Here is a 12,755-nt window from a genome sequence, read left to right on the forward strand (position 1 = left end):
GAATACTAATTACAATAACTTAGAACACTGTGCCCTAGATGGACTAACGCCCAATGAGGCGCTAGAAAGGGTGCAAAATGTGTGTGCCTAAAACATTTGGTTATTTTGTCATTGCGATGAGCGTAGCGACGTGGCAATCCCTGAAATCCTCACGTCGCCCGCTTAAGGCGGTCTCCTCCCGCCAGAGGCGGACAAGCAGGATGACAATCGGGTAACCTACTTTATACCCTAACTCCTCAATAAGCGATGATAAGTAATCGCAAAACGATGGGCTTATTCAAGAAAGTAATAATAACTTTAAGCCAAAATACCAAAAAAGAAAAACAAATCCCAAAACGCGTGGGTGGTAGCGGCAATGCCATATCCGCGGCGCAAGTATAAAAAGGAAAAAATAATAGCCATTAAAAAAATGCCAATCAAAGAAAAAGGATTAGCAACGCCTTTATAATGCAGCACTGTAAAAACCAGTGCTGAAGCGCCAATTGCTTTGAGCAAAGCGCCCTGATCATCGGAAAACTTCGGGTACATTTTATTTTTAAACAGTTCGTAGAGCAAGCGGATGCCAATGACCCGAAATACCAGCTCTTCGAACACGCCAGCGCCAATACTGCCGATAAAAATAGACCAAAAATCCCGCAAGTTATTAGCGTAGGCCATGTAGCGCGCGCTTTCATTTGGTTGAAACGTAAAAAATTCCGGCGTGTTACGGTAAAAAAAGATACCTAAAAAAAGTGCAATGCCAACTGTCCAAAACAAAACTTCAGCCAGCATCAATAAAAAATATTTAAAACGAATGCGAATTTTCTGCTCTTTGATTTGGTTGACGACAAATAAAATAGCTATAAAAATAACTACCCCGGCTATTGCCGCGCTGATAGTTGGGCCAAGTAAGAAAACAAAAAAATAATATCCTAAACGTAAAAATGAGTCACCAATGTTTTGCCCGCGTGCGCCAAAGAAAATACCAAATTCATAAATTAACAAAAACGGCAAAATAAACAAAATGCTATAAACAGCTGAACGGGAAGACTCTAAGTAGTCGCGAAACATAAGGATAGTATATCAAAAAACGACACATTGTGTCTTTCGGGACTTCAATCCGGAATCCTGGCATGAAACTGGATTCCCGCTTCCGCGGGCATGGCATGATGAAGGATTATCGCATGCCCTTGCTGCGTAACACCCTGTGATAAGTAATCGCAAAACGATGGGCTTCGTCGCGGATGTGCTGGAGTAGTTTAAGGGCGTCAGTGCGGCGGGAAAAGCGAAATGGATATTGGGTGTAGGTGGTGTACACTTCTTCGTGTTTTTTAGCTAAACCAATCAAGGGCAATTGAATGCCAATTTCGCGAAAGGCAGAAAGCGCGGCTGACATTTGCGGTTTGCCGCCGTCAACAATCACTAAATCCGGCAGTGTTTTATTTTCTTTTACCAGTCTTAAATAGCGGCGCAGCACTACCTCGCGCATTGAATCATAATCGCTTTGGCCTTCAACTGTTCTAATTTTAAACCGGCGATAATTGCTTTTGTCCGGCTTGCCATCTTTGAAATACACCATTGACCCAACTTTATTAGTTTCACCTAAGTTGGAAATATCAAAACATTCAATCGTTCGTGGCACATTTTCTAGCTTCAATTTTTGACGCAGTTCAAATAAAGCACTTTCTTCTTCTTTTTCCTTAGTTAAAATATTGGTCTTGACTAAATCAAGTAATTTAACTTTGTCGCCTCTCTGCGGAACGGTGAAACTGACTTTTTTGCCTTTGGCTTTGGTTAAATACGCCGCCACTAATTTTTGGTTTTCAAAACGTTCAGGAATTATTATTTCTTCCGGGATATCGTGGGTTTCATAATAACGGGTAATAAAATCCTCTAATAAAGCTAACTCTTTTTTAAACACAAATTCTTGCTTGCCTGTAATCACACCTTTGTTGATGCGAAACACGCCAAAAATGGTTTGCTTGGCGGTAGCGACGTAGTTAATAACGTTTTGGTCATACCGTTTTTTTAAATCGACTCGCTGCTGGGTGGCTAAAGATTGCAGCGCCCGCATTTGATCCCGCTTCAGTTTAGCAATTTCATACTCTTGGCGTTTGGAAAATTTATCCATCTCAAATTCAAGCTTTTTTGTCAACGGTTTAATATCACCTTTTAAAAGCATTTCAGCTAATGTAACATTACGCACGTATTCGCCTTCGGAAATGTTGTTAATACACGGCGCGGAGCATTGGTTGATGTGGTAGAGCAAGCATGGCCGCTTGGGTAACTTTTTGCAAACCCGTAATTTGAAAAGTGAATTGGCTAAGCGAAGAACGTGCTGGCGAGAATAACCGCTGGGATAGGGGCCAAATAATTTTTTGTCCGGAGATTTGGTGCGCGTCGTCACCAGCCGCGGAAATTTTTCCTTCGTAATTTCAATATAAGCATATGTTTTATCATCTTTTAACATTATGTTATAAACTGGTTGGCGTTTTTTAATCAGCTTGTTTTCCAACAAATATGCCTCCAATTCGTTATCTGTTACAATGTAGTCAACCTTGGCAATTTCCGAAATTAGTTTCTCGGTTTTTGGGTCATGAATATTTTTAGTGAAATAACTTGCCACCCGTTTTTTAATATCTTTAGCTTTGCCAATATACAAAAGCTTGCCGGCGGAATTGTAATATAAATAGCATCCGGGTTGGTGCGGGAGATTAGTTAATTGTGTTTTTAGTTTGGGCATAATAATTGTTATCGCGAGAAATTTTCACTATTGATTCCTCTCCCCTGGCGGGAGAGGACTAAGGTGAGGGGGCATTCGATAATTTTTACCTACCTCACCCTCCCATCTCCTGTCAGGAGAGGGTCTTATAATACATCTTTTAAAAATTTTCCGGTGTGGCTCCAACGCGCCGATTTAGCAATGCGCTCGGGAGTACCTTCAGCCACTACCCGCCCGCCTTTGTCGCCGCCTTCTGGGCCAAGGTCAATTACCCAATCGGCGGACTTAATCACATCTAAATTGTGCTCAATCACTAAGACCGAATTACCTTTATCCACTAATCGGTTAAACACATCCAATAATTTTTTAACATCGTGAAAATGCAGGCCGGTGGTTGGTTCATCTAGCATATACAAAGTATTACCTTCACCGCGTCGGGATAATTCAGAAGTTAATTTAATCCGCTGGGCTTCACCGCCTGACAAGGTAGTCGCACTTTGGCCAAGTTCAATATACTCCAAGCCGACATCATACAGGGTTTGTAATTTATTTTGAATGCGTGGAATTTTATCAAAAAATTCTAAAGCCTCTTCCACCGTCATGTTCAACACATCCGCAATCGTTTTGTCTTTGTATTTTACCGTTAACGTTTCTTTGTTATAGCGGGTGCCTTTGCATTTTTCACATTCCACATACACATCCGGCAAAAAATGCATTTCAATTTTAATTACGCCGTCCCCTTCACAGTGTTCGCATCGGCCGCCGATGACATTGAAGCTAAACCGCCCAGGTTTATAACCGCGAACTTTAGCTTCTTTAGTTTGGGCAAAAAGTTCCCGAATATAGGTAAACACCCCCACATACGTAGCCGGGTTTGATCTGGGGGTGCGCCCGATCGGCGATTGGTCAACGAGTACAACTTTATCAATTTTTCCGTAACCTTTTAAGTCTTTGTGTTTGCCGGGTTTGTCGTTAGTGGCCCAAAATTTTGAGTACAAAGCTTGGTATAAAATGTCATTAACCAAAGTTGACTTGCCGGAACCGGAAACGCCAGTAACACAGCTAAAAACTTTTAACGGGATTTTAACATCAATGTTTTTTAAATTGTGCTCAGCCGCGCCAAGTACTTCTACGTGATCATAAGCTTTACGGCGTTTGCTTGGCACGTGAATAAATTCCTGTCCGGCAAGGTATTGGCCAGTCAGCGATTTTTTCACTTTTTCAATTTGCTTGGGTGTGCCGGCGGCGACCACGTGTCCGCCATGAATACCGGCGCCAGGACCTAAGTCCAACACATAGTCGGCATGGCGGATAGTTTCTTCGTCGTGTTCCACCACCACAACCGTGTTGCCGGTATCGCGTAATTTTTGTAGTGTGTTAATTAAACGTTTGTTGTCACGCTGGTGTAAACCGATGGAAGGTTCGTCTAAAATATACAACACCCCGCGCAGTTCCGAGCCAATTTGGGTCGCGAGCCGAATGCGCTGGCCTTCACCGCCGGACAGTGTAGCCGCCGAGCGAGACATAGTTAAGTAATCCAAACCAACGTCAACTAAAAACTGCAGCCGATTAATGATTTCTTTAATGATCAGCTTGGCGATTTCTTGTTCTTGCTTATTTAATTTTAAATTTTTAAACCATTCAGTCGCTTGGCCAATGGACATTTCGGTCACATCATAAATATTTTGATTATCAACGGTGACTGCTAAAACTTCCGGCTTTAACCTTCTGCCGCAGCAAGCGGAACAATCGCCTTGGCGCATAAACTTCAAAATTTCTTGTCGGCGATATTCGGATTCCGTTTGTTCATACAAGCGTTCCAGCTGCGGAATCACGCCTTCAAATTCGTTTGACCAGCTATACGTGCTGCCGCTTTTAGTGTGCCAATCATAGCGAATTTCCTCGTTAGTGCCATATAAAATAATTTTCTTGGCCTTTGGCGAAAGCTTGTTCCACGGCGTGCCAATATCTATTTTGTAATGGTCGGCGACTGATTCCAAGGCTTGCATGCGCCAACCGTCCAAATGGTTTCGCCACGGTTTAATTGCTCCGCCAGCAATTGAAAGTGACGTGTCGGGAACCACTAATTCCGGATCAAGTTCTTGGGAAAAACCTAGCCCATGGCATTCCGGACAAGCGCCAAAGTAAGAATTAAAAGAAAACATCCGCGGTTGCAGATCGTCAAAACTTAAGCCGCAATCAACACACGCATTTTTGGCCGAAAACAATTTTTCTTTGTCGCCAATAATTACCGTGACTAAACTTTCACCATGCGCCAAGGCGGTTTCAATGGCTTGGGTTAAACGCGATTCAACCTCTTTTTTTACCACAATTCTATCGACCACTATTTCAATGGTATGCTTAATTTGCTTATTTAGCTTAATTGAATCACGCTGCTCAATATCGTGCATTTTTCCATCCACTCGAACGCGCGAAAACCCTTCTTTCGCCACTTGGTCAAATAATTTTTCGTATGTCCCCTTTTTGCCTCTGACAAGCGGCGCTAAAATTTGCATTTTAGTGCCACCTTTTTCTTGTAACAAAAGTTTGGCAATGCTTTCAGCTGATTGAGCGGTTATCGGCTGTCCGCAATTAGGGCAGTGAGGTTTGCCAACCCGGGCAAAAAGCAAACGTAGGTAGTCGTAAATTTCAGTAATCGTGCCAACCGTGGAACGCGGATTCTTGGACACCGTTTTTTGCTCAATTGAAATTGCTGGGCTTAAACCCTTTATTGAATCCACGTCTGGTTTATTCATAAGACCTAAAAACTGCCGCGCGTAGGCGCTTAATGATTCAACATAGCGGCGCTGGCCTTCAGCGTATAAGGTGTCAAAAGCAAGCGATGATTTACCCGAACCCGATAATCCCGTAATAACCGAAAACTTATTAATTGGGATCTTCACATTAATATTTTTTAAGTTGTGCTCGCGCGCACCTTTGATTGTAATTTTCTCTTGTTCTTTCATATTATACTTTGTCATCGCGAGGAGCGAAGCGACGTGGCGATCTCATGACCGGCCTGCCAGCAGGCAGGGATTGCGACGCTCATTGCATTCGCTCGCAATGACAATTTACTTTACATTAATTAACTTTAATTTTAAATTATCCACTTTATCCCTTAATTCAATCGCTTTTTCAAAATCTAACCGGTCAGCAGCCGCTTGCATTTGCCCTTCTAAATCTAAAATTAATTTATCTAAATCAAGCTCTTTGCCTTTTTCGTCTGGCTCAATCACCACCGCTTCGGCCGCCACTAATTTTTTAATGCTGGCCGGAGTGATGTTATGTTTTTTGTTGTAAGCTAATTGAATTTTACGCCGGCGGTCAGTTTCGCCAATCGCGCGCTTAATTGACCCGGTTATTTTGTCAGCATATAAAATTACTTTGGAATCAATGTTGCGGGCGGCGCGGCCAATCGTTTGAATTAAACTTCGCTCATTGCGTAAAAAACCTTCTTTGTCAGCGTCCAAAATGCCAACCAAAGCAACTTCCGGAATGTCCAAGCCTTCACGCAATAAATTAATGCCAACTAAAACGTCAAATTTGCCTAAACGCAATCGCTTAATAATTTCAATGCGTTCTAATGTGTCAATTTCTGAATGCAAGTATTCGGTTTTAATGCCCGCTTCTTTTAAGTATTGCGATAAATCTTCAGCCATACGTTTGGTTAAAGTCGTAACTAACGTGCGATAACCTTTATCGGTCGTAGCTTTAATTTCTTTGATTAAATCAACCACCTGGCCTTCAATTGGCCGAACTTCAACCGGCGGGTCTGCCACCCCGGTTGGACGAATAATTTGTTCAACTACCTGGCCTGACTTTTTAACTTCTTCTTCAGCCGGCGTGGCTGAAACATAAATAACGTGATGGTTGTATTTTGCAAATTCATTAATTTTTAGCGGGCGGTTATCATAGGCTGAAGGTAAACGAAAACCGTAATCAACTAAATTCTTCTTACGAGAATGATCACCTTCATACATGCCGCCAACTTGCGGCAAGGTGACATGGCTTTCATCAATAAACATCAGCCAATTTTGACCAAACCGGTAATCAAAGTAATCTAGCAGGGTGTAGGGCGGTTGGCCCGGACGGCGGCCATCAATGTGGCGAGAATAATTTTCAATGCCTTTGCAGTAGCCGAGTTGCTGCATCATTTCAATATCAAATTCAGTGCGTTTTTTTAATCGGTACGCCTCCACGGTATCAAGTTTTGGCAGGCGCTCCTTAAGTTCGTTTTGAATATCTACGATCGCGCGTTTTAAATCTTCTTCGGGGGCGACAAAAGCTTTAGCTGGGAAAATATGCAGTGAATCAAATTGGCTTAACACTTTATCAGTGCGCGGATCAACTTCTTTAATTTTTTCTAATTCATCGCCAAAAAAACTAAACCGAATAATAATCGTCCCGCCGCCCATAATCGCGTCAACGGTATCGCCTTTAACGCGAAATCGGCCGGGCGCTAATTCAATGTCATTGCGCTCATATTGAAGTTCAATCAACTTTCGCGCTAAATCATCCGGCCCGTTTAATTTAATTGCGTTTTTAGCTTTCTTTGTACTAACAAAAAAAGATTGGCTTTCAAAATTATCCGGATTACCAAAACCGTAAATGCAAGAAACTGAAGACACAATAATCACATCATCGTTACTCATGATATTACCGGCCGCTTCCATCCGCATACGTTCTACCTGTTCGTTGATGCTCATATCTTTTTCAATATAGGTATCGCTTTTGGGCAGATAGCTTTCTGGTTGATAATAATCGTAATAGGACACAAAATAACCAACTTTGTTATTGGGAAAAAAATTTTGAAATTCTTGATATAACTGGGCGGCAAGGGTTTTGTTGTGCGACAAAATTAAAGCCGGCCTTTGCAGCCGCGAAATTACATTTGCCATAGTAAAAGTTTTACCGGATCCGGTCACGCCTAAAAGAGTTTGGTAACGATGTTTTTTGTATCCAGCTACCAATTGCTTGATCGCTTTAGGCTGGTCACCTTTGGGCTTTAATTTTTGGTCTAATTGGAATTGCATGTGCGCCGTTTCCCGATTGTCATCGCGAGGACCTTGCGGAAGCAAGGGGACGTGGCGACCCATGTTTTCCTCTCCCTTGATGGGAGAGGATTAAGGTGAGGGTGGGTTTAATAATCATTTTGTTTCTACCTCACCCTCCCCTCTCCTGCTAGGAGAGGGTCTTTGGATTGCCGCGCCCTCATTCCGTTCGGGCTCGCAATGACAATAGTATGGGTATGTGGTTTATTTCGTTAAAACAATCCAAGCGAAACAGAGGGACACAAGTCCCTTATTGTAACTTTAAACCAGATTGTACGAGCTATTGTAACAAGATTAATAAAAAATATCAAGATAAAATTAAAAGGAGATAAGCAATGCCTACCCCCCGTAGTTGGTCCCATTGACGGAACGCTTTGTCCTGCCGCGCACCATGCGCAGTGGTGTCCCGACCAGTGTCGGGCCTGACTCTACCCAGTTTGCTCCCGCCGAACCCTCCTACGGATTAGCGGCAGCTACTGGCTGTTGCCTTGTGACGACTGAGAATCTTCGTAGGCTTTTTTCATGGCCTCGAACTCTTCTCTCGTCAGATCTACGTCTTCTGGCCCAAACGCTGCCAGGCTCAGGTTGGTAACCCCTTGACCGAAATTTCTGCCTCGCAGGGCATCCATAACGTCAGGGAAACCCGAAGCATCCCCGTTGCGCCTGAATTTTATGACGGCGAACCTGGCGCGCGCGAAGAGGTTTCTTGTCCTCTCCCTTTGCCTCATGTTTTGCAGTCTTCTGCTCGCGTCACTCATACTGCAAGATCCCTTATTAGGGATTATGGCTCCCTTTTGCCATTTGTTAACGAGACTACACGACAGGTGTACTCTCGCCTTACCTGAACTTTATTGATAATACAGTGCAGATAAGGGTGGTCCAAAAACACATGCATGTGTAGCTGAACCAAACCCCTCCTGCCGTTTTTCGCCGGAAGGCGATTAACGGCTCACAATATAACACCTTCCCCATGTTCAAATTTTAATAATTTAAAACCCAAACAAAGGGAAAGTGCCTATTTTAAAAGGACAAAGTATAATACCATAAAATAATAAATATGTCAAATATTTTGAGGAAACATTGAAAAATGCCTGGCTTTAGGGTGTTGTGAGGAAATTTCTCCTTTTCTACCCTTCGACAGGATCAGGGTGTAAAGGAGGTGGCGACCCATGTTCTCCTCTCCCTCAATGGGAGAGGATTAAGGTGAGGGTGAATTCCTCCTTTACTAAAGGAGGTGGTGAGTTTACGAGACCCGTCTGACGGGTCGAGCCGAAGGATTTATTAAAGCTAGAAATCCCTCGCTCTACGGGCACTCCCTTTAAAAAAGGGAGAATTGCGTTAAGAGGTTTTGTTGTTAAGAACCATCAATCGCAGTTCAGTCATATCTTCAATTGAATACTTCAAGCCTTCACGCCCAAGGCCAGAATCTTTTACCCCGCCATATGGCATATGGTCTATCCTGTAACCCGGCACATCGTTAATAACTACTCCCCCGACTTCCAACTCCTGAAAGGCATAATTGATATGTTCAAAACTATTAGTAAAAACTCCGGCTTGTAGCCCAAAGGCTGAATTATTAATATTTTTGATTCCTTCAGTGAAACTATTAACTGGGTATAAATTTACCACGGGCGCAAAGGCTTCCTCGCTACAAATCGCTAGTGACGGCTTTGGTCGGTCTAATACAGTTGGTTCAAAAAATTTACCGTTAGCTTTACCGCCGGTTAAAACTTTACTGCCAGACTTGATAGCTTCATTGACCCATTTTTCGGTGCGTTTAACCGCGCCCGCTTCAATCATCGGGCCAACTTGAGTTTGAGGGTCAATCGGATTACCCAATTTTATTTTTTTAACTAACTTAATATATTCTGATACAAATTTATCGTAAACATTTTTATGCACAAATAACCGCTGGGTTGAAATGCAAATTTGACCTGAAAAACTAAATGCGCCAACCACTAAACGCTTAGCTGCCCATTTTATATCTGCTGATTCATCAACTAGGGCACCAGCATTTCCACCTAGCTCTAAAACTACTTTTTTCTTGCCCGAACGTTCCTTCATTTTCCAACCAACCGCCGGACTGCCAGTAAAGCTTAAAAGTTTAAACCGATCATCGGTCACTAAAGCATCTCCAACCTTGCGGTCCATCGCCATAATACTAATGGCTCCCTTGGGTAGATTTGTATCATCAATTAATTCAGCAAACATCATCATGGTGAGCGGCGTGCGAGACGGTACTTTTAAAACTAAAGTGCAGCCAGCGGCAATGGTGGGAGCGACTTTGTGAATAGCTAAATTCAATGGGTAGTTAAACGGTGAAATCCCGGCGACCGGCCCCACCGGAAATCTTTTGACAATCCCCCAACGGCCGTCTGAACTAGCTAATAAATCTAAATCCAACACTTCTCCAGCAATACGCTTAGCTTCTTCCTTGGCTAAAGTCAAAACGTTAATTGCCCGCATCGCTTCCACTTCAGCATCTTTGATGGGTTTGGCTGATTCCAAGCTAATCATGCGCGCAAAAGCTTTTTGTTTTTTAGTTAAGCCGGCAATCAACTGGTCAAAAATTGCCACCCGCTCATACACTCCCATTTTCCGGGTAATTTCAAAAGTTTTAACCGCCGCTTTAGTCGCCTGTTCTAATTGCTGCTTAGTCGCTGAAAAAGTCAGTCCGACTGGCCGGTCATTGTACGGATTTAGAACCTCAAGCCTTTGTCTTGATTTAACAAATTTACCGGCCACATAAATTGGAAATTCTTTTACAACCATAATTTTGTCATTGCGAGCGTAGCCACGTCAGACGTGGCGAAGCGTCGCAATCTCTACAATCGATAGCTTAAATCTTCCCACCGATTGTTTACATTATTAATAAGACTTTCTTTTCTTTTTCTACTAAACTTCTTTATTTGTTTTTCTCTGTTTAAAGCATCTACAACATTATCATACTCCTCGTAATAAACCAATTTGCTTACATTATACTTCTTAGAAAAACCTTCTATAATTTTTTCCTTGTGCTGCCAAACTCGACTGGCCAAATTACTAGTGACTCCAATATATAATACTGTATGGACTTTATTTGTTAGCAGATATATATAATATTTTTTCATAACGAGAGATCGCCACGTTGCTAGCGCTCCTCGCGATGACAATGTTAAAAAACCCTTTTATACAATTAAATTCATCTTACTACAGACTACAAAAAAAGGAAATAAGTTAAATTAAACAAACGTTACGCGAAAGCTTTTTAGTAAGTTTTAAATTTTCCAGGTAATTTACCGGGCAATCAATAATGGCCACTTTCTTTTGTTTAAACGCTCTGTCTAAAACATCAGCAATGGAATCGCCTTTTTTGATTTTGTAGCCAACGGCGCCAAAACTCTCGGCCAATTTAATAAAATCGGGGTTGTCAAAATCAATGGATGCGGCGTGCTTGTACTTTTTTTCCTGGTGCCATTGAATCAGGCCATACTTACTGTCGGTCCACACTAAAACTACTATCGGCGTTTTTAAACGAACAGCTGTTTCCAGCTCTTGCACGTTCATCATGAACCCCCCGTCACCGGCAACCGCCAGCACTTTTTTTTGCGGATTCAGCATCTTTGCCATAATCGCTCCCGGTAAAGCAAACCCCATGGCCGCAAAACCGTTAGCGATTAAACACGTGTTCGGTTTATTGGCTAGATAGTGCCTAGCAATCCAAACCTTATGAGCGCCGACATCAGAAATTAAAATGTCATCATCCCCGAGAAATTTTTGAATATCCGCCACAATTTTTTGAGGCTTTAAAGGGTAATAAGTGTCATCACTTTCGGCTGTCAATTCTTTCTTAATATACTCGGGGTAAGGCAAGTGGTATGAATAATTAGGAAATTTAAATTTTTTCAATTCGCCAATAATCTGGTTTAAACTATCGCCAATATGACCGGCAATTTCCGCATCCACCTCATAGGCTGTGTCAATTTCAGCATAGCGGCTATCAATATGAATTATTTTTTTAAGCCGGCCAATATTCCAAAAACTAGGCGCGTATTCAACTACGTCATATCCAATGGCAATAATCAAATCAGCCTGTTCAAACACGCAGCTGATTAAATCTCGGGCTTGCAAACCGAAAGTATATAAATGATGCTTGTAGTTTCTAGGTATCGCCCCCTTAGCCATAAAAGTATTGCCGGCTGGAATTTGGCTTAAGCGTAAAAAACTTCTTAACTCTTTAGCCGCCTTTTGGCGAATCACTCCGTTGCCGGCTAAAATCAGGGGGCGCTTGGCTTTTTTAATCAACTTAATCGCTTTATCAATTTCAACTTGGCTCGCGTTAGCGTGATATTGATCTACCGGCTTTAAAGGTGCAATATTTTTAACTGGCATGTCGGCTACGTCTTCTGGCAATTCAACATGCACGGCTCCTGGTTTTTCTGATTCCGCTATTTTAAAAGACTTTCTTATTGCTTCCGGAATCGTATCCGGCGTTTTGGCAGTAACCGTCCATTTAGTAATTGGGTCAAATAATTTATTTTGATCAATAAACTGATGGCTCTCTTTATGCGCTCGAGTTAACGAACCTTGGCCAGTAATGGCAATCAGGGGCGACCTATCCATGTGCGCGTTAGCCACCCCGGTAATTAAATTTGTGGCCCCGGGCCCAAGTGTAGACAGGCAGACGCCGGCTTTGCCGGTTAAACGGCCGTAAACGTCAGCCATGAAAGCGGCGCCTTGTTCGTGCCGGGTAACTATAAACTTTATTTTAGAATGATCAATTGCATCCACTAAAGCAATATTTTCTTCTCCCGGCACGCCAAAAACCCACCGGACACCTTCGGCCTCTAATGACTTAACAAAAAGTTCTGCTCCGTTCATACTTTAAAAAATAATAGCCCCGCGGCTGCGGGGCGGTATTAAGATTTAGCTTTAAAGTTAGCTGCCGCAGGCGTGGCCTTGGCTTTTAGCGCCGCCGCAATTCTCACACTTTTCCGCCGTGTTCCCCCCGCAGGCGCACGTCC

General features: G+C 42.7%; 8 protein-coding genes. All 8 read right to left on the reverse strand.

Annotated elements, in window-relative coordinates:
• Positions 1–297: 297 nt before the first annotated feature.
• Positions 298–1,050, reverse strand: coding sequence for a hypothetical protein (locus COT81_02015; GenBank protein PIS05254.1), 753 nt, complete (start codon positions 1,048–1,050; stop codon positions 298–300).
• Between the two features lie 106 nt (positions 1,051–1,156).
• Positions 1,157–2,722 (reverse strand): excinuclease ABC subunit C, encoded by a 1,566-nt coding sequence (uvrC, locus tag COT81_02020; GenBank protein ID PIS05255.1) that lies wholly within the window; start codon positions 2,720–2,722, stop codon positions 1,157–1,159.
• 125 nt (positions 2,723–2,847) lie between these two features.
• The gene (locus tag COT81_02025) at positions 2,848–5,667 is read right to left on the reverse strand and encodes an excinuclease ABC subunit UvrA (protein PIS05256.1); all 2,820 of its coding nucleotides are present in this window, start codon (positions 5,665–5,667) and stop codon (positions 2,848–2,850) included.
• 105 nt (positions 5,668–5,772) lie between these two features.
• A complete protein-coding gene (locus COT81_02030; protein PIS05269.1) occupies positions 5,773–7,734 on the reverse strand; it encodes an excinuclease ABC subunit B in 1,962 nt (653 codons plus the stop codon).
• 491 nt (positions 7,735–8,225) lie between these two features.
• Positions 8,226–8,510 (reverse strand): hypothetical protein, encoded by a 285-nt coding sequence (locus tag COT81_02035; GenBank protein PIS05257.1) that lies wholly within the window; start codon positions 8,508–8,510, stop codon positions 8,226–8,228.
• 580 nt (positions 8,511–9,090) lie between these two features.
• The gene (locus COT81_02040; protein PIS05258.1) at positions 9,091–10,524 is read right to left on the reverse strand and encodes an aldehyde dehydrogenase; all 1,434 of its coding nucleotides are present in this window, start codon (positions 10,522–10,524) and stop codon (positions 9,091–9,093) included.
• 53 nt (positions 10,525–10,577) lie between these two features.
• Positions 10,578–10,862 (reverse strand): excinuclease ABC subunit C, encoded by a 285-nt coding sequence (locus COT81_02045; protein PIS05259.1) that lies wholly within the window; start codon positions 10,860–10,862, stop codon positions 10,578–10,580.
• A gap of 106 nt (positions 10,863–10,968) precedes the next feature.
• Positions 10,969–12,612, reverse strand: a complete 1,644-nt coding sequence (locus tag COT81_02050; GenBank protein ID PIS05260.1) for an acetolactate synthase large subunit — start codon at positions 12,610–12,612, stop codon at positions 10,969–10,971.
• Positions 12,613–12,755: the final 143 nt, after the last annotated feature.

It is taken from the genome of Candidatus Buchananbacteria bacterium CG10_big_fil_rev_8_21_14_0_10_42_9 (genome assembly GCA_002773845.1).
Taxonomy (GTDB): Bacteria; Patescibacteriota; Patescibacteriia; order Buchananbacterales; family 21-14-0-10-42-9; genus 21-14-0-10-42-9.

What these genes read in the sequence shown, in the direction of transcription:
- COT81_02015 (PIS05254.1), bottom strand. Translation starts at nt 1,050, where the DNA reads ATGTTTCGCGACTACTTAGAGTCTTCCCGTTCAGCTGTTTATAGCATT.
- COT81_02030 (PIS05269.1), bottom strand. Translation starts at nt 7,734, where the DNA reads ATGCAATTCCAATTAGACCAAAAATTAAAGCCCAAAGGTGACCAGCCT.
- COT81_02025 (PIS05256.1), bottom strand. Translation starts at nt 5,667, where the DNA reads ATGAAAGAACAAGAGAAAATTACAATCAAAGGTGCGCGCGAGCACAAC.
- COT81_02045 (PIS05259.1), bottom strand. Translation starts at nt 10,862, where the DNA reads ATGAAAAAATATTATATATATCTGCTAACAAATAAAGTCCATACAGTA.
- uvrC (PIS05255.1), bottom strand. Translation starts at nt 2,722, where the DNA reads ATGCCCAAACTAAAAACACAATTAACTAATCTCCCGCACCAACCCGGA.
- COT81_02050 (PIS05260.1), bottom strand. Translation starts at nt 12,612, where the DNA reads ATGAACGGAGCAGAACTTTTTGTTAAGTCATTAGAGGCCGAAGGTGTC.
- COT81_02035 (PIS05257.1), bottom strand. Translation starts at nt 8,510, where the DNA reads ATGAGTGACGCGAGCAGAAGACTGCAAAACATGAGGCAAAGGGAGAGG.
- COT81_02040 (PIS05258.1), bottom strand. Translation starts at nt 10,524, where the DNA reads ATGGTTGTAAAAGAATTTCCAATTTATGTGGCCGGTAAATTTGTTAAA.